The sequence below is a fragment of the Fibrobacter sp. genome (assembly GCF_045131395.1).
Taxonomy (GTDB): Bacteria; Fibrobacterota; Fibrobacteria; order Fibrobacterales; family Fibrobacteraceae; genus Fibrobacter.
This window is the reverse complement of record NZ_JBGUQY010000051.1, coordinates 25,321-44,946: the sequence shown is the minus strand read 5'-3', so window position 1 is coordinate 44,946 and position 19,626 is coordinate 25,321. Positions and strand designations below refer to the sequence as shown.

28 protein-coding genes are annotated in these 19,626 nt (G+C 49.4%); 15 read left to right on the top strand and 13 right to left on the bottom strand.

What is annotated here, in order from left to right; all coding sequences use genetic code 11:
- Positions 1-92: 92 nt before the first annotated feature.
- From ACJMNB_RS14295 to ACJMNB_RS14235, 13 genes are all read right to left on the bottom strand, one after another.
- A complete protein-coding gene (locus ACJMNB_RS14295) occupies positions 93-764 on the bottom strand; it encodes a hypothetical protein (RefSeq protein ID WP_405343625.1) in 672 nt (223 codons plus the stop codon).
- Positions 765-767: 3 nt separating this feature from the next.
- Positions 768-2,066, bottom strand: a complete 1,299-nt coding sequence (locus ACJMNB_RS14290) for a S49 family peptidase (RefSeq protein WP_405343623.1) — start codon at positions 2,064-2,066, stop codon at positions 768-770.
- Between the two features lie 8 nt (positions 2,067-2,074).
- Positions 2,075-3,625, bottom strand: coding sequence for a phage portal protein (locus ACJMNB_RS14285; protein ID WP_405343621.1), 1,551 nt, complete (start codon positions 3,623-3,625; stop codon positions 2,075-2,077).
- A 5-nt stretch (positions 3,626-3,630) separates the two neighbouring features.
- On the bottom strand, positions 3,631-3,858 hold the full coding sequence (locus ACJMNB_RS14280) for a hypothetical protein (RefSeq protein WP_405343619.1): 228 nt from the start codon (positions 3,856-3,858) through the stop codon (positions 3,631-3,633).
- A gap of 61 nt (positions 3,859-3,919) precedes the next feature.
- On the bottom strand, positions 3,920-4,585 hold the full coding sequence (locus ACJMNB_RS14275; protein WP_405343617.1) for a hypothetical protein: 666 nt from the start codon (positions 4,583-4,585) through the stop codon (positions 3,920-3,922).
- Positions 4,582-6,468 carry a phage terminase large subunit family protein gene (locus ACJMNB_RS14270; protein WP_405343615.1) on the bottom strand — a complete coding sequence of 629 codons (1,887 nt, stop codon included), beginning with the start codon at positions 6,466-6,468 and terminating at the stop codon, positions 4,582-4,584. Before ACJMNB_RS14270 ends, ACJMNB_RS14275 begins: the two co-directional genes overlap by 4 nt.
- Positions 6,468-7,181, bottom strand: coding sequence for a hypothetical protein (locus tag ACJMNB_RS14265; RefSeq protein WP_405343612.1), 714 nt, complete (start codon positions 7,179-7,181; stop codon positions 6,468-6,470). The genes ACJMNB_RS14270 and ACJMNB_RS14265 overlap by 1 nt, the downstream gene beginning before the upstream one ends.
- 999 nt (positions 7,182-8,180) lie before the next feature.
- Positions 8,181-8,951 (bottom strand): hypothetical protein, encoded by a 771-nt coding sequence (locus ACJMNB_RS14260; protein WP_405343609.1) that lies wholly within the window; start codon positions 8,949-8,951, stop codon positions 8,181-8,183.
- A 286-nt stretch (positions 8,952-9,237) separates the two neighbouring features.
- Entirely contained in the window at positions 9,238-9,555 is a 318-nt protein-coding gene (locus ACJMNB_RS14255) for a hypothetical protein (RefSeq protein ID WP_405343607.1), read from the bottom strand.
- Positions 9,556-9,849, bottom strand: coding sequence for a hypothetical protein (locus ACJMNB_RS14250; protein WP_405343604.1), 294 nt, complete (start codon positions 9,847-9,849; stop codon positions 9,556-9,558).
- Positions 9,850-9,864: 15 nt separating this feature from the next.
- A complete protein-coding gene (locus ACJMNB_RS14245; protein WP_173475490.1) occupies positions 9,865-10,143 on the bottom strand; it encodes a helix-turn-helix transcriptional regulator in 279 nt (92 codons plus the stop codon).
- A gap of 276 nt (positions 10,144-10,419) precedes the next feature.
- A complete protein-coding gene (locus ACJMNB_RS14240) occupies positions 10,420-11,304 on the bottom strand; it encodes a hypothetical protein (RefSeq protein ID WP_405343602.1) in 885 nt (294 codons plus the stop codon).
- A 44-nt stretch (positions 11,305-11,348) separates the two neighbouring features.
- A complete protein-coding gene (locus tag ACJMNB_RS14235) occupies positions 11,349-11,777 on the bottom strand; it encodes a hypothetical protein (RefSeq protein WP_405343600.1) in 429 nt (142 codons plus the stop codon).
- Positions 11,778-11,936: 159 nt separating this feature from the next.
- On the opposite strand from ACJMNB_RS14235, the gene ACJMNB_RS14230 reads away from it, so the two are divergent.
- The 15 genes from ACJMNB_RS14230 (at position 11,937) to ACJMNB_RS14160 (ending at position 19,601) form a co-directional block, all read left to right on the top strand.
- Positions 11,937-12,074: a hypothetical protein gene (locus tag ACJMNB_RS14230; RefSeq protein ID WP_405343598.1), complete on the top strand. Its 138-nt coding sequence runs from the start codon at positions 11,937-11,939 to the stop codon at positions 12,072-12,074.
- On the top strand, positions 12,058-12,957 hold the full coding sequence (locus tag ACJMNB_RS14225; RefSeq protein WP_405343596.1) for a hypothetical protein: 900 nt from the start codon (positions 12,058-12,060) through the stop codon (positions 12,955-12,957). Before ACJMNB_RS14230 ends, ACJMNB_RS14225 begins: the two co-directional genes overlap by 17 nt.
- Positions 12,954-13,442 carry a hypothetical protein gene (locus tag ACJMNB_RS14220; RefSeq protein WP_405343594.1) on the top strand — a complete coding sequence of 163 codons (489 nt, stop codon included), beginning with the start codon at positions 12,954-12,956 and terminating at the stop codon, positions 13,440-13,442. The genes ACJMNB_RS14225 and ACJMNB_RS14220 overlap by 4 nt, the downstream gene beginning before the upstream one ends.
- A 7-nt stretch (positions 13,443-13,449) precedes the next feature.
- On the top strand, positions 13,450-13,860 hold the full coding sequence (locus ACJMNB_RS14215) for a single-stranded DNA-binding protein (protein WP_405343592.1): 411 nt from the start codon (positions 13,450-13,452) through the stop codon (positions 13,858-13,860).
- 9 nt (positions 13,861-13,869) lie between these two features.
- Positions 13,870-14,034: a hypothetical protein gene (locus ACJMNB_RS14210; RefSeq protein WP_405343590.1), complete on the top strand. Its 165-nt coding sequence runs from the start codon at positions 13,870-13,872 to the stop codon at positions 14,032-14,034.
- A gap of 12 nt (positions 14,035-14,046) precedes the next feature.
- A complete protein-coding gene (locus ACJMNB_RS14205) occupies positions 14,047-14,337 on the top strand; it encodes a hypothetical protein (RefSeq protein WP_405343588.1) in 291 nt (96 codons plus the stop codon).
- Positions 14,334-14,567, top strand: a complete 234-nt coding sequence (locus ACJMNB_RS14200) for a hypothetical protein (protein WP_405343586.1) — start codon at positions 14,334-14,336, stop codon at positions 14,565-14,567. The genes ACJMNB_RS14205 and ACJMNB_RS14200 overlap by 4 nt, the downstream gene beginning before the upstream one ends.
- A complete protein-coding gene (locus ACJMNB_RS14195) occupies positions 14,560-15,105 on the top strand; it encodes a 3'-5' exonuclease (protein WP_405343584.1) in 546 nt (181 codons plus the stop codon). The genes ACJMNB_RS14200 and ACJMNB_RS14195 overlap by 8 nt, the downstream gene beginning before the upstream one ends.
- Before the next feature lie 15 nt (positions 15,106-15,120).
- The gene (locus ACJMNB_RS14190; RefSeq protein ID WP_405343581.1) at positions 15,121-16,860 is read left to right on the top strand and encodes a ParB/RepB/Spo0J family partition protein; all 1,740 of its coding nucleotides are present in this window, start codon (positions 15,121-15,123) and stop codon (positions 16,858-16,860) included.
- A complete protein-coding gene (locus ACJMNB_RS14185) occupies positions 16,853-17,176 on the top strand; it encodes a hypothetical protein (RefSeq protein WP_405343579.1) in 324 nt (107 codons plus the stop codon). The genes ACJMNB_RS14190 and ACJMNB_RS14185 overlap by 8 nt, the downstream gene beginning before the upstream one ends.
- Complete coding sequence (locus tag ACJMNB_RS14180; RefSeq protein ID WP_405343577.1) at positions 17,176-17,859, top strand: HNH endonuclease signature motif containing protein; 684 nt, start codon at positions 17,176-17,178, stop codon at positions 17,857-17,859. Before ACJMNB_RS14185 ends, ACJMNB_RS14180 begins: the two co-directional genes overlap by 1 nt.
- Positions 17,852-18,604: a hypothetical protein gene (locus tag ACJMNB_RS14175; protein WP_405343575.1), complete on the top strand. Its 753-nt coding sequence runs from the start codon at positions 17,852-17,854 to the stop codon at positions 18,602-18,604. The genes ACJMNB_RS14180 and ACJMNB_RS14175 overlap by 8 nt, the downstream gene beginning before the upstream one ends.
- Positions 18,605-18,607: 3 nt before the next feature.
- Positions 18,608-18,796, top strand: a complete 189-nt coding sequence (locus tag ACJMNB_RS14170; protein ID WP_405343573.1) for a hypothetical protein — start codon at positions 18,608-18,610, stop codon at positions 18,794-18,796.
- Position 18,797: 1 nt separating this feature from the next.
- A complete protein-coding gene (locus ACJMNB_RS14165; protein WP_405343571.1) occupies positions 18,798-18,977 on the top strand; it encodes a hypothetical protein in 180 nt (59 codons plus the stop codon).
- A 192-nt stretch (positions 18,978-19,169) separates the two neighbouring features.
- A complete protein-coding gene (locus ACJMNB_RS14160) occupies positions 19,170-19,601 on the top strand; it encodes a hypothetical protein (RefSeq protein WP_405343569.1) in 432 nt (143 codons plus the stop codon).
- Positions 19,602-19,626: the final 25 nt, after the last annotated feature.

Below are 19,626 nucleotides of genomic sequence, written 5' to 3'. Positions count from 1 at the left end.
CGAGGGTTTGAAACTTTCGCCAAGGAGCTTCGTCAGTTCGTGGCGATTTTCGAGAGTAATTGCTTCAGGCATTGTTTACACTCCTTTTGTTGTTAGTCCTTGACAGCGACCACGCCCTTGAAGAAAAGGCAACGTGCGGCAAGCTTGTCCTTGACGGTTTTTGCATCGATGTTTTCGTCGATGATGGCAGCGGCATCGGCAAAGCAGCCGGTGCGTGCCATATCGGCATAGCCCGCTTCATCAGCAGCGGTCTTGATGTCCTTGAGAAGGTAGCCGACAGGTTCCTCGGTTGCGTCGGCAATCGGGAAGAAGCCACCTTCGACGGCGTCTGCACCCTTGACATCTTCGGACTTATTGCCGATGGTGAGGGTCGCAGTCGTTTCGAGCGTGATGGTGGTGGAATCGGTACCAACAGCCTTGGCCTCGAGAACCAACTTGCCGTTCGTAGTGTCGGCAGTCACGGTGAACTTCGTGTCTGCGGCTGCAGCGGTCACGACCTTGCCAAGCACGGCCGCAACAGTCGTGTCGCTAGCACCGATGTTTGCAACATATTCGGCAGCACCGATTGTGAGAGTCACGGTCTTGTCTGCAGCGGCAGTGTACGCAGACAAGGCGAAGGAATACTTAGCCTTTGCGCCATCGCTCTCGATGTGTTCGACAAGGATGGTTCCACGCTTGAGGTTCTGGTTCTTCCCGATTTTTACAGTTTCGCGCTGGATCGGAAATTCACCAGCGATATCATTGTCGAATTTGAGTTCAGACATGTCTTACCCCTTTTTGAAAAATTCGTTACTTACTTCAGCAGCCCATTCGGAATGCTTCTTGGTTTCGTCGGAAGCGGACGCATCAGAGCCACCCTGAACAGAGTTCTGCGCAGCGTTACTCTTTTCAAGCGCATCAATCGCACGCTCTCTCTCGCTCGCTTCGGAAGGCTTTTTCTTGGCTTCGTCAAGTTCGGCACGCACCTTCACAAGGTCTTCAGCCTGGGTCTTGATTTTTTCCTTCGCTTTAGCAAGAGCAAAAGTCGTCGCCTCGGCAACAGTCTTGTCGCCATCGACGAATCCGGCCTTTTCTTCGCCGGTAATATCGAGACCAGCAAAGACATCTTCGATAGAAGCGACGCGGGCCTTGTAATCGGCGACAGCCTGGGCCTTCACGGCTTCCATATCAACAGCTTCGGGTTTTGCTGCACCCTCGGCTCCTTTAACGTTAGTTGCCATGACGGCACCTCCATTACTGATCCCTTGGCGTTTCATTTCTTCGCAGACGTCATCAAGGGACATAACGCCGTCCGCAAGGTTAGCGGCGACAGCCTTGTCACCGATAAACACGCCTCCCTGGCCGTAGTTCTGTTTAACATCTTCTGCAGTAGTACCACGATTTCGAGCAACTGCATCAACGAACACTTCGGTAAGGGAGTTCAATTCTTCTTTAATCAACTGCAAGCCCTTCGGGTCATCCGGAGTCGGTGCTTTATTCGGGCTCAAGTCAGAAACGACGACAGTCGTTTCAAGAACGGAATCCTTGAAATTGGTAAACGCACACAGCGTACCAATAGAACCAAGAGTTCCGTTGCTTGCGGTATAAATCTTTTCGCAACTAGAACCAATCCAATAGGCCGCAGAACACATCATGCCACCGGTACGGGCAACAATACCGTAAGGTTTCGAACCGCGAGCGTTGAAAATCTTGTCGGCAAGATCAGCAACGCCGTTAACTTCACCGCCAGGGCTGTTGATATCAAAAATGATACCCTTTACAGAATCGTTTTCAAGGCATTCTTCAAAAGCAGCTTCGATGCTATTGTAAGTATCCCAGCCAAGCCAAGCCGTAAAAAAATCAGAGCGGAACGAAAGTGCACCATCGACGTGAATCACGGCAATCCCATCTTCGCGGTACGTGATATTGTTTACCTGATTCGGTTCGCCGTCAGCCTTCCACACACCTTCGTAATTTCCATTATCGTCAAATAACGGCTTGAAATCCGAAGACGCCAACAATTTCGCATCTTCCTTGCGGATAGCCAAACGGGCACTCAAGATTCTATTCAACATTCCTTTTTTCATTATCAAACCTACTGCAAAGCCGATTCCTCGGGATTGTCGCTTGTCACGCTGAAATTTTCAGTCTTGGATACAGAACCAGGTTCGCCAAGGTTGAGTTCCTTACGCAGAGCGTATTCCGAAGACAGAGCTTCGGCAACGGTCCTGTAGTCACCACCGTTAATCTTAGCGCACGCCATATCACGAGAAATAAGCTGCTCGTCAATCTGCATCTTGATGGCTTCCGTCTCCTTCTTCGGATCAAGCAGGAACGGAGCGTCACCAATCCAAAGGCACTGACTCCACAGTTTACGCTTTATCGGATTTTCGAAAAAGCCCGGCGCATCGACTATTCCTAGGATAACCGCATTCGCAAGCCACTTTTCGTAAATCGGCTTGCAAAAATCAGCGACAAAGTTCATGCACATCTTATTGAAAGTCTTTTGGCTTTCAAGTAGCGCCGCACGCACGGCGTTATAGCTGCTATTAAATTTCCGGAGCACGACTTCAAAGCTAACGCCACATGCGGCAGCAGCTTCGGCAAAAATGCTCTCGACAAACGGCTGGTAATTGACATTCGGACGTTGCGGGTTCAGGCTGCTAATTTTCTGCCCCTGGGCAAGCGACCAAACGGCCCCAGGCTTCATTTCAAGAGCCGACTGCTCTCCGCCAGGAATAACATTGCCATAACTGTCGGTCTTTTCGACTCGTTCATCTTCAGGGACATTGCCGTACAGATCTTCCGCTTCGTCCGGGACATTGTTTTCGAGCACGGCCGTAAAGCAGGCGCTGATGACAGCTGCCATGAGTTCCGCATCCTGGTAACGTTCCTGTTGCTTGAGCTGACAGATAATCGGCGCAAGCAGCGGAACACCTCGACGCTGGTCTGTACGGTCGGAAGTAAAAACGTGGATTACGTTCGGATTGCCAAACGCATCGAACGCAGGAACCCGAACGGAATCCACAAAATTCGTATAATCGTCAAAACTCCAGACAGGCTTCTGGGTAAAATGGTAAGCCACCGGCGCATGATTCCGGTCAACCTCAATACCTTCGGCGATGGCATCGCAGTTCATTTGGCCAATCGGATTTTGACAGCGTTCACCTTCCAGCAGCTTGATATTCATGCCGAAAGATTCAAAACTCTTGTCGAAACAAGACAAGGCAAAGCAGTCTCCGCCCAGAAGCGAAGTCTTGAGCGCAAGGTCCTGCAGCTGCATGAAATTGTTAGTCTTTTCGGCATCGCACTTTTTATCGGTCGCCCAAAGATTGAACAGCACCTTGGTCTTATCGGCCCAATTTTCAGCATCTTCGCTAGTGAGCCCGAGCATTTCGGGCCGCATCAAAACCGGACGGGCCTTGATTCCAGTTCCCACGACATTTGTGTCGAAACTCGAAATCATTGCCCGGCTGAAAGTGTTGTTCTGGAAAAGTTGGCGGCTACGGCGACGCAAGATGTCGAGGTCGGCGGCAATATCGCGGTCTGCAGAACCGTTCGGAGCAAAGAACGCCCGGAGAGCTTCTGTTACAATCGAAGCTCCCTTCCACGCGATTCCATGAGCACCTACAATATTCTTTGCCATAAGCCCTAATGCGGAATAGACGCAACGCAGAACGCCTTGCCACGACGCAAACCTTTCGCCGTGGCAAGACGACCCAACCACAAGTCAAGAACTTCCTGGCATTCCTTAACCTTTGCACGGTTAAGAGACCGCCCGCCAATGGAATAGCTTTCCGCATCCATCGCTTTTTCAAGAGCGGCCTGCGCTTTATCAACCATGCGCTGGCAAAGTTCAACAGGATAAATTTTGGCCATACACATAAAATAGCCCTATTGCAAGAGCAAAAGGGCTAAAATGACACAAGATTTTTTTTGATTATTTTGCAGTCGCCATCGCTTTTTTCAGGTTTTCATCAAAATACTTTTCCATCTTTTGGTCAACCACTTTTTGGACCACCCCCTTAAAATCCCAGCTTTTCTTGATCTTGGCTTCCTTTTCTTCACGGTACAGCCAATCCATTTTCGAACGGTCAGCCTTATTCCTGCGAGCAACAACAACCTCTCCACCTTTTGTTGTCATCTTGAAGGCGTGCGGTGTCGCAACTTTTCCACGCTTTTTCGACTGGTGAGTGTCGGCATACTTGAGCAAGTTTGACGGTTTAAGCGATTGCTTCATGTGGCCGGTCGCCGTTCTTCCAGGTTCCTGAATCGACTTGTCCGGAATAGCCATGCTCTTACTTTTGGTCGGTTTAGCCACACCTCCGGTCGTATGGATTTCCATAAATTCAGTATTCGGAGCGTTCAGGGCCACAACAGCCACAGGATTCTCTTTCGTCGCCTTTTTTACCTCAATTTTTCGCGGCAATGTCTTGTTACGGACATGAAACGCTTTCGGGTAAGCCTCGCGCAAGGCCTTTTGGGAATCAAAAGCGCACCTATTCAGGGCACCGACAGCAGCAAACTGAACCTGCTTTATTTCCTTTTTGATTTCTTTTTCCAGCGTTTTCGCCAGATTTCCCAAAGTGCAGTTGATTGTACTCATAGTTTCATCCCTTGGTTGACAACAAAACCTCTACGAACCGGCGCTTTTCGGGCCGGATTCCTTGTATAACTGACACCAGCAGCAGCCATCTTGTCCACATCGACGCCAACCAAATTGAGGGCTGCACGCGAATACACCCTACAGTCAAGAGCCTCGTTACGGTCTCTGACCTTTTCGTAAGAATAGGTCAGAAAACCGCGACTCATGTGTGATTTTTTCACTTCCGATTCGGCAAGCTGCTTGAAATGTTCCTGATCATAGACATCTTTCATCGGGAAATGGCAATATCCCGGACCAGGATTATTGTACGCAAGAACATTGAAGAACCAATCCTTGACAGTATCAGTGCCAACGGTAATAAGCTTGGCGTTCTCTGCAGAGGATTTTTTCGTGGATCCCGGGCGACTGATGACAGGCCTATTCGGACCACGCGCGCCGATACTGGCATAAATTCGACGCCATTCACGCTTTGCGCAATACTTGTACACGGACGTAGTTTTATGGCCACCCGAGTCCACAAGAGCCGACGCGATGTAAAGCTGCGTACCGTCCATTTTCTCGTAATGCGATTCCATAAGGATTTCATCAAGAGTTTCCCACACTTCCGAGCGGTCAGGGTCTCCAGGAATAATTCTGTAGTCAATGCTCCAGCTTTCGAGCCCTCGGCCCCAGCCGACAATTTCCACTTCCAAACGGTCATCCTGGGTATCTACGCCAGCAGTCAAAATCACGACATCATCCGGAACTTCGCATCCATATTCTTCGCGACGCAAGAACAATTCCGAGAAATCGTGTCGGACCTGGTTTTCTTCATCCCATGCACGTCCCTCGACGTTGTTGGTCCATACCTTTAATTTTTGCGGGTCACCCTTTGCTTCCAGGAACTCCGTCACGGCCTCTTCCCAGGAATACCACCCAAGCGGGCTATAGAAAGCGCTCAAATGGTAGCTCGGGTAAGCTCCATTCGGATTCGTGGGCACCCACTGCCCCTGCGCCATCAGTTCAGTCTTTCGCCATTCCTGATATTCACCACTGCAATGTGGGCACTTCATGCGCACGGTGTACGGCAAGTTATTGCCATCAGCATCCTTGTCCCACACCAAGTTCTTGAATTCCCACACGTGCAACTCACCGCAATGCGGGCAAGGAACATTGTAGTAGCGCTGGTCGCCAATTTCGAATTTCTTGGTAATGCGGCATTTGCCCTTGATGGTCGGAGTCGAGTTCCAGAATCGCTTTCTGCGCGGAAAGTTTGTCGTTCTGCGCTTCACCAGGTCGCACGGGTCACCTTCGCCGTTGCAGTCGAGAGGCCAACCCGATATTTCGTCACAGAGCACCACCTGCAGTGGCTTCGAGCGAAGCTGCGAAGCGGATCCACCTGAACCGAGAAAGAAGATGCCACCCGGGTACTCTTTGCAGCCGGCAGTGTCGCCCGTGAAATACTTGTCCATCTTCATGGCGGCAAATGTCGGAGCAAGGCGCTGGCGTTCAAAATCGGCGGCGGCATCGTCGGTGGTCTGATAAAGGCCTATTGGGCAAGGGCTTTGCAGCATGTAGTAAAGCGCCGTGTTGATCATGCACTCGGTGCCGCCAATCTGCGAGCCCTTCATAAAGGCCACATCGCTGCAGGGACTCTGCGGGCTGAGCATGTCCATGATTTCGACCAGGTAAGGCGTGCGGTCATTAGTCCACTTGCCCTTCGAAGCGGACGCCTCGCCAGCCAAGAGTCGGTTTTCTGCAGCCCACTGGCTAATCGTCTGATCTTTGGGCGGCGTGAGCCCCTGAATCAACCCGCCAAGGCAGAAATCCACGTTGCCTGTATAAGGCAGCGTGTTTTCGAATTTCTGCGCAACGGCAGTCGGTTCTGTCAGCTGTTCAGCCATCAGTCGAAAAAGTTCTCCGGAGTACGTCCGCTCAAGTCCTTGAGCACCGTAATCGATTCCTTGCGGATGATTTCGCCTATTTCGTGGTTAGAGTCCTTCATGGCCACGCGGAGCTTTTCAGCTTCGATTCCGGACATGCTTAGCTGCTCCTGGATATGGCCAACAATCTTCGGAGCAAGCTGCACATACATGTTCATGACCTTTTCCTGAATCATGGCACCCATCTGGTAAGCCTTCAGGAACACAGTCTGCTTGTCGACAAGGCGACCTTCCAGTTCGTCGGCCTTAAACTTGGCGACTCTGGCATTATGGAATTCTTTTTCCGCTCTCGAAACTTCAAATTCTTGGCGTTCCTGCATCACGGATCCGAAATCGATTCCCTGAACCGGTGCCGAAATAGGCTTCGGGGCTACCGGATTCTCGTTACCGAGAATGTGGGCCGTCGCCTGGGCATCGATATTGTCGTAACCGGCGGCCATTTGCCCGCGTGTCGGCGTTGTTACCTTGCTGCGATTCTTCTTGAGCGTCCACTGCTGCGCAGAGACTACCTTGTGGTAGCACTTTTCGCCACGCGAATTCCGGAAGGTATCGAGACGCCCCTTGGCGGTCGCCTTTGATACCGCCGCACCAGAGACCCCCATTTGTTTGGCGAACTGGGCCCCTGATTCAAGTTCTTCGTCCGTGTATGAATGTTGGTGGCGTTGGTAGTCCATTTGTAACCTCTAAACCAAGATTAACCAAAAGACAACCTTAAAGGTTAAGCAATGACACAAGAAAAAAACGAGCGCAACCCAGGACCCCGTTAACCCAGCCGAAAATCTCAAAAAATTGTGGCGAAAGTGGGTCGCCAAAAACCCCATTTGCTCGCCCAGGCTTAGCAACCCTTTTTGACGGGGGTACCCTGGGCGGGGTGGGGTGCCCTGAACCGCTTAACTTTGAGTTTAACCACTTAACTTTAGACTATCCGACCCGCCTACTGACAGCCGTTTTCACCAAGCGCAAAGCCGTTCCGTACAAGACCAAACAGACGATTAACCGCTCGGGATAGATAACCGTCAACCAAGGTTAAGTTTTGGGCCTAGAACCAACGCAATCGAGGGGTTATTTGGGCCGTTAACCCACGAAAACGCTACCGTGCGCGACCACTTGATTAACCAGTTAACCGCGGAAAACCATCGTCACGCACTCGCTCGCGGCACCCAGCGCGGCCCGCAGCGTTCTCTTTTTACCCCGCCCGCCTAGCACCATGCCCAAATGCAAAATGGCCGCAGAACGCGCGTATATGCATATAATTTGCCATGAGCTTCACGAGGCCCTTGCTAACAGGGTATCGAACCAGGAAGGACGTCGCCCGCACACCACAAACACCGTCCATAAATACAACACCGCCAATTTTTGACAATTGCAAAATTTAAACCTGTTGAAATAAATTTAAATTCTTTCACTTTTTACACAAAAACGACAATTTTCGAGCAACACAAAGCTTTAAATTTAAAATTTCAACTGGTTGAAATAGGGGGTTGACTCTTAACTATATTACTTATAGTAAAGGATAATATTTATTTATATAAAGAAAAATAAAGTATTTGATAATACTTCTTTCTTTTTGATACTTTTTCTTTCTTGCGGTGGTCGGACAATCGGTAGCCGAACCGACCGCAAACAGAAAAGGCCGCCAAGTGGCGACCAGTAAAGCATAGATTGAATATTTTTCACCTTTTCCATTCAATCTTATACAAATACCCTATTTCGGGATTTTCGTATTCCGCGTAATACCTTTTATGTTTTGTGTCAAAAGGAATTTCTTCCACAAATTCAAACTCCGCTAAATCGCATTTTAATTTTTTACGATGCAAAGTAGCCGGTTCCGTAAAGGAGTCTGGCTTGTACCCCAGGAGAATGCTAAAAACAAGATGACCTACCGGATGCTCAACCATTGTCCCAAGAAAAGGCTTAGACACCTGGTCCGAATCATTTACAACAGTTTTCACACAAATGACACTCGATTCATCATAAAGCAACGGTTCGGCAAGTTTAATTTTTGCAACGTCAAAATCATAATCGCCAGAGTTATTTGCAGTAACTTTTGAAACGACTTTGTGTTTTCCCGCCGTGACTTCAGGAAGACGCCTGCCAGTCCATTTAAACTTATGCTCTATTTCTGACAAGCACAGACTCTTGCTTTGGATAATTCTTTTTGTCGTGCAAGTGATATTTTCACAATCTTCAGTCCTGTAAAAACAAAATGACGCAATTCTTTTGAATCCTTCAGGATACTTGTTTTCAGCCCTTTTCGAGACCAAATACAAAAACGCAACAACAAACAAAATCAGCGACAAACAAACAAAAGAAAGGGCCACGTAAACGGCCCAAGGTTTGTCGACAAACAAGACTATAAGTCCAATTACAGAAGACGCCTGACAAATAACACCTAGCGTAGATCTGAATAATACGGATAAAAAAGAAAAGGCTTTCGTAGCCATATTACATATCAGTTCCCATGATTAACATCTCCTTTCAGATAAAAAGTTCTTCTAGGCTGATTCACATTAGGAATCCGTATCCATAGTTAAAACCTCCGTTTCATTTACAAATATATCAATTTTTTCTCTATGATTGTCAAATAAAATAAAAAAAATCAAAAATTTTTAAAAATAATTTAAAATAATCAAAATTTAGCCAAAAAGTCACAAGAAAAATTTTGAAATTAAAAACAAAAATCCATACAAAATGTATGGATTTACGCTTTTGTTTGACGATTTTTAACAATTATCGGACAACCGGGCTTTTCCAGCCTTCGGCGCGGACAAACCAGTACGCCCACACGGGCACACCCTTGACCTTGCAATCGGGCTGGCGGGCGCACTCGATCATCCAGCGGACGTAATCCTGGTAATAAATCTCGATGTCGCCCTTGGGCCCGTGGCGTAGCGCCGGGAGCCCATCGCGCACCCAGGCGTAGACGGTCTTGGGTTTGACGCCTTCCTTGGCGGCGAGTTCCTTGGGGCTGTACTTGCCCAGGTCGGGCTTAGCCTTGGCAGCCTCGGCGCGACTCGCCACGATGCAGAAAAGTGGCCTATCCTGCATCTAGGGTTTCTCGGCGACGGACTTTGAAATCAGGCGCACATCGCTCGCAAGTTTCTTCTCGTAGACGGCACGCATGGCGTCCATGGCATTCAATGTCGTCGCAAGCACTCCGGCAGGATCATTGCTCGATTCCAGGTCTTTGCGTGCGGTCGCCACGCATACCGTGAGCCAGTCCAGCACGTTTTCGAGCGCGAGGCGTTTGCCCTTGCAGATGGCGAGCTCTGTTTCGGCAAAATGGTCTGCAGCGATAGTCATGCCCTTTTCCAGGGCGGCTTCGTATTCCTTGTGGTCCATAGAGGTCTCCTTCAGTTAAAAGTTTCCAATCTTCGCAAACATGCGCTTGAGTGCGTCTTCCACCTTGCTGTCAAGCGCCTCGTGGGCCTTGCCTACGCTCGACAGGTACGGCTTGCCGAAGAGCTCCTCCACGGTCATGCCGAGTTCCAGCATCTTTACGCACATGTCATAAGTCGGAGTTCGCGATCCGGCAGACCAGGAGTCCACCGTAGACTTTTTGGTGCCGAGCTTCGCGGCAAGCTCGGTGTGGTCCGCGATTCCGACGCGGTCGATAAATCCTTGAATGTTTACCATGCCCTAAATATAGTACATAATTTGACAAAATGTCTAATTTTTTAATAAAAAATTTGACAAAATGTCTAATTATTTGACAAAATGTATTATATTTACACCAAAACACTAGGAATTCGCAGGGGACGCATGAAAACTATCGGACGAATATACGCAGTTTTACTTGAATGCTTTACCGCCCGCATCAGCGCCGAAGAGGCCCTGGAAGCAATCCGCAAGATTCTGATGATGTGAAAAGGCCCGGAATAAATCCGGGCTTTTATCGTCAGCAAAAAAAGATCAGTGGATTTTGCGGATTACGCAGTATCCAGGAACCAGCTTGCTTTCCTTTGACTTGTAGACGACCGTAATATCGGCCTTGACGTTTGCACCAATCTGCACCTTGGTTACGTCGACTCCGTCAGCGACCTTTACCTTGATCCTATGTTCTGACACGGCCGGGACTTTCGCAGCCCATCCGCTCTTTACGGAGTCAAGGTCTGCCGCACGAATCTGTACATCGACTTTTTCAAAATCTTTCAGATCTTGCACGGAATCAAAGTCCAAGCTGCTGGGCAAAGTATCTACGACATCTTTTGGTAGTTTATACGCGTCAAAATCCTTAAACCTGAGAGAATTGCTGTCACCGAAGGCGCTGAAAATCTTGTAGGAATCCTTCGCCAGTTTAATCGAGTCCGAGCGAGGAATCGCACGCTCTATGATTTCGCGAACGGCATCGGCATCCTTCCCCACGTCGGCAGATATCATGTTTATGATTGTCGTATTGTTTGAATTGATTATTGCAGACGAAGACGCTTCGTCGGGAGCAACGACATTGTATGCAATAATGCCGCCAGCAATCAGCAGCGCGAAGAAAAGAATGAACGGTACTGCTTTGTGATTCATAAACTTCTCGTGCATTTCCTTCATGAATAAATCCATTTGCTCTTGTCCGCCAAAGCCGAACTTCACAACCAGGTCATCGTAAAGCGATCCGATTTCAATCTTGTTGACATCAACCGTGACCGATTTGATTGGCGCGTCGAGCAGAGCGGAAAGAATTTTAGGGAACCTCTTTGCAATCCCATCAAATCCCTGAAGAGAATCGACAACTTCCTGCAATGACGGCGTCGTTCTCCTGTCGAAGAAAAAAGGCATTGGCAAAGAGATTTCGTTCGATTCCATAATATACCATTTATTTTTGTCAGCGGGCTGCCAAAAGTAACAATCTAAACTTTGCCGCCCGACTTGCGTTCAATCGCCTGGCGAATAAGGTCCTCGATTTGATCTTTCGAAACAAATCCCATTTCCAGGAGTTGTTCGCGCATACCTTCGAGTAGTTCAGGGTGCGCTTTAATGAATTCCGGAGACGGAGCCGCCGATACAGGTTCGGGGGCGAGCTTGTGGGTGGCGGCGTAGTCCACGCCGAAGAGGGTTTCAACGGTTGCGCCTTTTTGCAGCAGGCGGACAATGGCGTTGTAATCTGGACGGCTACTGTCTTTATGCAGATATGCCCACTTGTAAACAACTTTAGGGCCGATTCCAGCAAGATCAGCGAGACCTTTCATATCTAAACCAGTCTCTTTTTGAAGAGTTTCAAGGTTTACTTTCTGTAAATATTTGTTTTCGGTTTCGCTCATATATTCAAAAATAGCCATTTCTACAAAATAAAAAAAATAATTCTTTAAAAAAAAGAAAAAACTTCTTGCATTTCTTTCATTCAAATACTATATTCTTCATATCAAGAACTAAATTCTTTGATACAAAGAAAGAGGCTCATAATGGCAGAAACAATTCAAGCTAGATTACCGGCTGAAATGACAAAGATTGTTAACGAGATCAAAGTTCAGCGCGAAAAGAATCTAGAACCAACATCTACGAAATCGATAATCATTGACGCGCTCAAGGAAATGCACTCCAGGCTCAAGGAGTCGCAGTATGGCACGCAGGCGTAACACAATCGCTCAATTCGTGAGCTTCGATATGCAGGCGATGGCAGCAAGAATCCAGGGAATGACCGACGCAAAGCTTGGCGCTTGGTGGCGCAAGGCCGTCATAGACTGCTGTTCGGGCTGCATTGACCCTAAGACAGATTTTTTCATCAAAGAACAATATGGGATTGCCGCGACACGAATGACCGACGCTCAAGAGCACAACGCCAAAATGTATCAAAACCGCAAGAACAGACTTAACGACCAAGAAACCAACAACGGCACTGCTACCACATCCTGTGCCTGTACGATAAGCGCAAACCCCTCGCAGGAGGCCCCTACCCGTAAGGCCGGGGATGAACTGACTAAGTCCGGAAACGGACTAACCTGGAATCTAGCTACTTCCTGCGAGGAACATTTAGACGAGGCTCGGCAAAGCCACCAAGATTCTCCTTCCGGAGAGGCTCTGGTAAACCAAGGGTCTGCATCGGGCTCAACCGTAAGAAGGTTGACGAAAGCACCACAGCCCGGTGCAGATTCCCCTGCCGACCTTTTCCCCGAAGATACCGCCAAGAAACCTTACGGCACCTGCAAGCACGTGATGCTTACCGACGCCGAGGGGCACCACTTGCGCGAAGTCTACGGCCAGGACTTGGCACTCGCCATCGAAATCCTTGACGCCTACCTCGAAAACAATCCGAAGGCGCTCAAGAAATACAAGAACCACGCGGCCGTGCTCCGCAAGGGCAACTGGGTTTGGCAAAAGGTGCAAGAGAACAAGCTCACCGCCAAGCGACTCGAAAATGCGAACGCACCAAAGAACGCCAAGAGCTTCAAGCAGCAGGACCTTGACGCACGCACCGAATTCTTCAGCCACTCCATCTTTGACAACGGAGACGTTCAATGAACACCCAAGAACAGGTAAACAAGTTTTCCAAACTGCTCAGGATGCAAGTCATAGAATTCCTTGTCAAGGAAGACGTGTTCAAGTATCGCGGCGAGCGTCTGAACGACGCCGACCTCGCAATGACCGTCATGTTCATCGACAAGATTCCATGCTGCACCCGCAAGCTGCGGTCGCTATTCGCCGACGCGCACCAGTACCACGAAGACATCGGAATGATGCCGCACGCTGCCACCATCGCCGACCTTGAATTCTGCATGAAGCAGCGCTGCATCGGCTTCCAGTGCGAACAGCGCATTGCGCATTCGTGGATCCCGTACAAGGAAGACGAAGATTTGCGCAGACTCCCCGCATTCAAGCAGCTCGCGCAAATTTACGCGCCGCTTATCCAGGCCGGCAAGAAAATACTCCCTCCAGTCGACCGCAAGGCCGTCATGAGCGAGGCCCAGGCAATCATCAACCAAGTTTCTAACGCAATCACCGCATAGGAGTTTTATGTCAACGAATGTATGCACTTTTGTCGGCCGCCTCGGCGACAACCCGGAAATCACTACCATGCCGAACGGCAAGGAACGCGTGCGTTTTTCCATCGCCGTGGATCGCAACTACAAGCGCGAAGACGGCAGCCGCCCCACCGACTGGATCCCGGTCGTCATTTGGGGTTCCGCAAATTACGCCCGCAAGGTCCACCTGGGCAAGGGAGACAAGGTGTGTGTCACGGGCCGCTGGGAAATCAACAACTGGACCGACAACGACGGCATTCCGCGCACGACGGGAGCCCTGAACTGCACCGGCATCGAACTCACGGGCCACCGTACCACCGACAAGAACCAGGCTGCACAGGAAGGTGCCGCCGCTACCAATCCGGAATCAAACACCGCAGTCGACGAAGACTTGCCGTTCTAAGGAGGAAATATGGCCAACAAGTATTTCGTGGAATTCAAGAACAACCGTGGCGAATGGGAACCGCTCGGCATCATGACTCGCACCGACGCTATCTGCTGGGCGTGGGACCATGGCCACCCCGCGCTCCAGATGCAGCGCGTATCGCCCAAGCAAGCCCACAAGGCGAAGGCATAGAAGAGGCCAACGATGGACGCCGACAAGATTGTGAAACGACAGAACTTCAACCTGGCACTCGAAATGCTCTGTGCCAAGGTCGGAAAAACCAGGGAGTTTTTCTGGTATATCCGCCGTCGCAATCCCGACGCGACCATCAGCCAGATCGCCGATTTCAAGAAAAAGATGGTCAGACTCCTGGCATTCAATTACGATGTCCACCGCTGCCCTAACCCGATTTTCAACGCAAGGCTGAAGCCCTCCGACAAGCAGGGAGCCGAAGATTTAAGATACCCACCCGAATGGAAGAAGGAAGAAAAATGAGCGTCACAAGACTGAAAGGAGCAACCAGCTTCGGGACCTACGTGGTGAGCGTTACCGAGATGCTCGGCAAGATTTACAAAATCGATGTCAGCGGCAAGCCGCACCCGAGCGTCACCGAAATCTGCAACACTCTTGCCAATTCCCACACGAAACTCATCGACGAATCCATCAAGGCAATCAAGCTCACGATGGCCAAGCATAACGAATATAGAGGTTACACCAATGATTAACGAACTCATGATAGACATCGAAACCACAGGACAGAAGCCCGGATGCAAAGTACTCACTCTTGGAGCATTTGGCTTCGACAAGAACGGCAACCAGGTAGAATTCTACGTGCGCTTCGACGAAAAGAAGATGGGCGAAACAGGATTCACCGACGATCCGTCCACGATGGCATGGTGGCACAAGCAAAGCAACGCCGCATACACCGAAGCTTTTGGCGGCACCGTGGACCCTAAAGAAGGTCTTTGCAACTTTAAAAAGTGGTTCTACGACAATTTTAACACCGACAGGTTCAGCGGATTCCGCGTATGGTGTTGTGGCCTTGATTTCGATTTCCCCATCCTCCAGGAATTCATGCGCGTCTATGGATTTGCATTCCCCTGGAAATTCTGGGACCAGTACGATTACCGTACCATCAAGAACGTGTTCCCTATCATCAAGAACGAAGAAGGCAACACCCTGAAGCACACCGCGCTAGAAGACGCCAAGGCTCAGATGCGCGGGCTCCGGGCATTTTACAAGATGGTCGAAAACCGAATTTAGAGGAGTTGACCGCCGATGTATAAGCCCTGGAAAACGATTGACATCAAGTTTATCAAGATGGGCATTCTCCCGCAGAACAGATCCGTCAGGGCTTGCCGAGTTTTTTGCACGCGCAACGGAATCGATTTCCCTGGCAAGAAAGTCATCGACGAAAACAACAAACTCATCGAAAGGCTCGACGAACGCTATTCACCCCAATCCAAAGGCATCGAAATGAAAAAGGAAAACAAAACCATCACGGCGAGCATCAAGGATGCAAAGCCTGAAAAACCGAAACAGGGCAAGGAACGCTCCTACAGCTTCCGCACTATCTCTGCCGACAAGATCCTGAACGGCAACAACATCAGGGCCGTCAACGATATTTCTGACCTGGTCGCAAGCATCGAGGCTCTCGGCATCATCAACCCGATTACCGTCACGCCTCAGCCCGGAATGCCCAGCGTATTCCACATCGTCGCAGGCTTCCGCCGTTTTGCCGCAGCCCAGAAGCTCGGAATCGAAAAGATTCCCTGCCACGTAATCGAAGGCAACGACGAAACCCCGGAAATCGCCCTGAGCGAAAACGTGAACCGCATCAACATGACGCCTTACGAAGAATGCAAGGCAGTCAAGAACCTGGTAAACAAGAAGAATACGGTGCAGCAGATCGCCCGCAAGTTTGGCCGCACTCTCCGCTGGGTTTTGGTACGCAAGAAGCTCGCGGACGCCGGCGATAAGGTTTTGAATAAAGTCAAGGAAGGCACAATTGAACTCGCTGCAGCTGCAAGGCTTGCAGACTTGCCCGATGACGTCTTCAAGAAGGAAATGACCAGCTGCTACCGCACCGACAAATACTTTGTTGACGGAGTTTTGGAACGTTACCACAAGGATTTAAGCCGTGCCCCTTTCGCACACGAAGAATGTCTCAAGTGTGCAAAGTGCAGTGCTTGCCAGAAAGACCTTTTCGAGGACGAACCGAAAGCCTACTGTCTGGATCCGAATTGCTGGGCTAAAAAGACAAGGGCAGCAGCAAACGGCAAGGTTAAGGAATTGCAGGCCGAAGGCATGAATGCTAGAATCGGAAAGATGGAAAACGGCCACATTACTTACGATGACGAAGCATACAATTATAGAATCGAGAGTTGGCAAAAAAAAGAACTTGAAAAAGCTAAGGAATCCGGGATCAATCAGCGTGCCATCGTTGACAGCAAGACTGCAAAAGTCCTTAAGTATTACGACAAGCGCGACCTGCCCGATTACCACGAAGAAACTGAGGAAGAACGGAAGGCCGAAGAAGAAAAAGAAAGAAAGGATTTTCAATTCCGAAGCACCAAAGAAGACATGACGAAGTCACGCATCCGCAAAGCTATCAAGGCAAAGATTGAAAAAGACGGAGATAAGGACGACATCATTGCACTGCTTTTATTCTGCGTTTACGACCTCGACGACACCATTCACGAATCGCAATTCGATGTTTTGGGAATCAAGAAAAACATAGATGAATGCATAGGCTTTTCCGACATTGACGACCAAGTAAGGCCTTGCGATATCCACGACGCCATTCTCGGAAGTGTCGAACACATTCTCAAAAGAATGTACGAAATAGACACCCTCAGGAAAATGTACTCCATCATCACGTATGGAAATCCGAAAGACGCGGAACCCGTAGACGATGAGGTCGAAGACGAAATCAAGCGCATTCACGAAAAGAAAAACGAAGAAAACAACCAAAGCAGCAACGAAGATTCCGAAAACAAGGAGGACGATGATGAGTAACGAGAAATCCAGCTCCCCCATGTTCCAGGCAACCTCGATGATGCTCGAAGCCATGCGCGACCTCAAGGAAAAGAAGATCACCCCGCAGGAGGCGAATTCCATTGCCTTGCTCGGCAAGGGCATCACCGACATGGCCCGCGAAGCCACGAACTTCGTCCGTGCAACTGGAATGATTCCGACAGACAGCGCTTTTGGATCCACTTTCCGCGACATCGAACCGAAGGTAACCCGCGAAGCTCTTGCAGAGCAGAAAGTCCGCCTGGAAGCTAAAGGATGTACGCTTCTTCCCTCCAATCGCGCAAGCGGAGAATTCTGATGATTAACAAGTGGACAGATGCTGAAATCGCCATGTTGCGCAACAACATCCTTCCGGAAGGAAGGACGCTTTACAGCGCCAACAACAAGGCATTCCGCCTCGGAATCAGCTTTTGCCCGGTCACGAAGAAGTCCTTCAAGGCGCAGCGTGCCCAGGCCGCCTACGTCACGGGCTCCGTCATCAGGGAACTGCAGAAGACGGGTAAGGTGCGGGCTACCGCCAGGATGTACGGTATATCCTACACCACGGTAATGGATATCGCAAGGAAAGCCGGCATCCAGGTGAACCCAGATTCCGTCGCAAAACGCAACGAAACCATAGTGTTTGAAGGTAGGAACTACGCCTGGCATGATTCCGGTTACTACTGGAGATGCACGACCGGAAAACGCGAGAGTCTCGCACGGTTGATCTACGAACGCGCACACGGGCCAATCAACGGCCGCATGATTGTGACGTTCAAGGACGGCAACAAGTACAATCTCGACGTCGAAAACCTGGTGTGCATGACGCCGAATGAGCAAAGCCGCAAGCGCTATGCCGAAGACCCGCTTTACCGTGCGCAATGCCTCGCAGCACTCGCGCTCGGGAGGCTAAACACTCAAATCAACGAAACAATCGACCCAGAACTCAAAAAGAAAAGAATGGAAAAAATGTGGAACTCAAGGAGAGCTAAAAATGGCTAAAGAAAAAACTGAATTCGAAATTCTTGCTAACACTTTGAAGGCAATGAACAAACAATGCACCGCCAAGGTCAAGTTCGGCCGCGCTGCACTCACCGCAATTTTCGTAAGCTTCAAGACTCAGCTGGCTTACGCTTGTGACGGTCACCGGCTCGCAATTCTCGACCTGAACGGCCACATGGAACATAAGGAAATCGAAGAACTCGCTTTCTATGCAGACATGCAGGCGATTGAATACGCCAACGGTTTCGCCTTGATTTCGGCAAAGAAAAAGGAATTCTTCATCAGTAATTGCGGCCAGGGAATGCTCGACACGTTGGATCCGAATCAGACTTTCGATTATCCGAACGTAGAAAACATTTTGCCGAAGGCCGAAGGCTTGCAGCACGTGTCCGAAACCGGGGCCGTATTTATCCCCAGCGGGCTCAACGCCATCGACAAGGTAGTCACTGCAATGGAGCAAAACACAAGCAACTCTGTTGCAATCCGCCTTTACGGCAAGAAGAACAAGAAGGGACGTCCCGGCCTTCACCTCGCATTTTACAGCCGCCTGATCGTCGGCCTCGTTCCGCTACACATCCCGGAAGAAAACCTCGAAGAAATGCCGACTGACACCGATTACTACAACGCAATCCGCTTCGCTCCGGAAAAGGATCCTGAAGAACACGAAAGCGGATTGGAAGTAACCGAAACCCACATCGAAGAGCCCGAAGACAACGAATCCACCGAAGACAAAAACGAGGACTAAACCATGCCATTGCCAACAAACCACCAAGAAGACGTTATTGAATGTCTTAAAAACGCAAAAGATGTTTTCAACGCTGTCGGTCCTTTTTTACTCGGGAAAGACCAAACCGGAATTCTTATTCACGGAGTTGCAGCAGCGTCCAATTGGATTGACAAAGTTCTTAAAGAAGAATCTGCAAAAGGAGAAAAATAAAATGAATCCCACATGCGCAAAAAGCCTGTACAACCTGGAAGACTCTACGCCAATAGATAATATCGCTTTGGCTATGGAAGAAACAATGAAAGAGCTGTCTGAACAATACAGTTTCCCACGCGGAATCGCAAGAAATAAGTTTAGAAGGCATCTTGCCAAAATCAACGAAACAAACGAATAGACCTTAAGCCCGTGCACGGCCGCATTTTACCACAACACAACGGTAAATACTCCCCTATGATAACAACCGTGCGCAGGCAACCCTTTAGCCCGATGGCAGCATAAACTGAAAGTGAAACCCCAAAACTTTCTTCTTCTAAACCGTAAACAAGCAAAACCGCCGCCGGAGGGCAAACTTTTAACGGAGAACAACATGGCAAAACGTGGCAGACCGAAAAAGAAAAGCTTTAACGAACTCTTGCGCGAAAAGATGGCCAGGCTTGCAGACGAGGCTATCGAGCGCCAGATGCCGAAAAAGTTGGACCGCGAAGCTGGCGAATTCAAGACTAGCGAAAACACCAGGAAAAGGAATCGCGAAGCCGTCAACCGTTACTATCACACCGAAAAGGGAAAGGCCAACAACCGCAAGAGCTGCCGACAATACTACCAAAATCACCCAGAACGGGCCAAGGGATATGTCGCAAGGTACAAGGAAAAATTTGAAACAAAATACGGATGCAAGCTGAATTCTTGGCTTTACTGGCTCACTCGTTTAAACAGCGGCAAGGTTAAGCCTGAAGACGTTCCGGAAAGATTCAAGAAGATCCTGAACGAATGGAAAAAGAAAAATGGCGTTGTTTCATAAGGAGTATAAAGAATACGTCATCTGT

Coding starts and splice junctions, on each gene's coding strand:
- ACJMNB_RS14295 (WP_405343625.1), bottom strand. CDS start 764: ATGTCTGAACTCAAATTCGACAATGATATCGCTGGTGAATTTCCGATC.
- ACJMNB_RS14290 (WP_405343623.1), bottom strand. CDS start 2,066: ATGAAAAAAGGAATGTTGAATAGAATCTTGAGTGCCCGTTTGGCTATC.
- ACJMNB_RS14285 (WP_405343621.1), bottom strand. CDS start 3,625: ATGGCAAAGAATATTGTAGGTGCTCATGGAATCGCGTGGAAGGGAGCT.
- ACJMNB_RS14280 (WP_405343619.1), bottom strand. CDS start 3,858: ATGGCCAAAATTTATCCTGTTGAACTTTGCCAGCGCATGGTTGATAAA.
- ACJMNB_RS14275 (WP_405343617.1), bottom strand. CDS start 4,585: ATGAGTACAATCAACTGCACTTTGGGAAATCTGGCGAAAACGCTGGAA.
- ACJMNB_RS14270 (WP_405343615.1), bottom strand. CDS start 6,468: ATGGCTGAACAGCTGACAGAACCGACTGCCGTTGCGCAGAAATTCGAA.
- ACJMNB_RS14265 (WP_405343612.1), bottom strand. CDS start 7,181: ATGGACTACCAACGCCACCAACATTCATACACGGACGAAGAACTTGAA.
- ACJMNB_RS14260 (WP_405343609.1), bottom strand. CDS start 8,951: ATGGCTACGAAAGCCTTTTCTTTTTTATCCGTATTATTCAGATCTACG.
- ACJMNB_RS14255 (WP_405343607.1), bottom strand. CDS start 9,555: ATGCAGGATAGGCCACTTTTCTGCATCGTGGCGAGTCGCGCCGAGGCT.
- ACJMNB_RS14250 (WP_405343604.1), bottom strand. CDS start 9,849: ATGGACCACAAGGAATACGAAGCCGCCCTGGAAAAGGGCATGACTATC.
- ACJMNB_RS14245 (WP_173475490.1), bottom strand. CDS start 10,143: ATGGTAAACATTCAAGGATTTATCGACCGCGTCGGAATCGCGGACCAC.
- ACJMNB_RS14240 (WP_405343602.1), bottom strand. CDS start 11,304: ATGGAATCGAACGAAATCTCTTTGCCAATGCCTTTTTTCTTCGACAGG.
- ACJMNB_RS14235 (WP_405343600.1), bottom strand. CDS start 11,777: ATGGCTATTTTTGAATATATGAGCGAAACCGAAAACAAATATTTACAG.
- ACJMNB_RS14230 (WP_405343598.1), top strand. CDS start 11,937: ATGACAAAGATTGTTAACGAGATCAAAGTTCAGCGCGAAAAGAATCTA.
- ACJMNB_RS14225 (WP_405343596.1), top strand. CDS start 12,058: ATGGCACGCAGGCGTAACACAATCGCTCAATTCGTGAGCTTCGATATG.
- ACJMNB_RS14220 (WP_405343594.1), top strand. CDS start 12,954: ATGAACACCCAAGAACAGGTAAACAAGTTTTCCAAACTGCTCAGGATG.
- ACJMNB_RS14215 (WP_405343592.1), top strand. CDS start 13,450: ATGTCAACGAATGTATGCACTTTTGTCGGCCGCCTCGGCGACAACCCG.
- ACJMNB_RS14210 (WP_405343590.1), top strand. CDS start 13,870: ATGGCCAACAAGTATTTCGTGGAATTCAAGAACAACCGTGGCGAATGG.
- ACJMNB_RS14205 (WP_405343588.1), top strand. CDS start 14,047: ATGGACGCCGACAAGATTGTGAAACGACAGAACTTCAACCTGGCACTC.
- ACJMNB_RS14200 (WP_405343586.1), top strand. CDS start 14,334: ATGAGCGTCACAAGACTGAAAGGAGCAACCAGCTTCGGGACCTACGTG.
- ACJMNB_RS14195 (WP_405343584.1), top strand. CDS start 14,560: ATGATTAACGAACTCATGATAGACATCGAAACCACAGGACAGAAGCCC.
- ACJMNB_RS14190 (WP_405343581.1), top strand. CDS start 15,121: ATGTATAAGCCCTGGAAAACGATTGACATCAAGTTTATCAAGATGGGC.
- ACJMNB_RS14185 (WP_405343579.1), top strand. CDS start 16,853: ATGAGTAACGAGAAATCCAGCTCCCCCATGTTCCAGGCAACCTCGATG.
- ACJMNB_RS14180 (WP_405343577.1), top strand. CDS start 17,176: ATGATTAACAAGTGGACAGATGCTGAAATCGCCATGTTGCGCAACAAC.
- ACJMNB_RS14175 (WP_405343575.1), top strand. CDS start 17,852: ATGGCTAAAGAAAAAACTGAATTCGAAATTCTTGCTAACACTTTGAAG.
- ACJMNB_RS14170 (WP_405343573.1), top strand. CDS start 18,608: ATGCCATTGCCAACAAACCACCAAGAAGACGTTATTGAATGTCTTAAA.
- ACJMNB_RS14165 (WP_405343571.1), top strand. CDS start 18,798: ATGAATCCCACATGCGCAAAAAGCCTGTACAACCTGGAAGACTCTACG.
- ACJMNB_RS14160 (WP_405343569.1), top strand. CDS start 19,170: ATGGCAAAACGTGGCAGACCGAAAAAGAAAAGCTTTAACGAACTCTTG.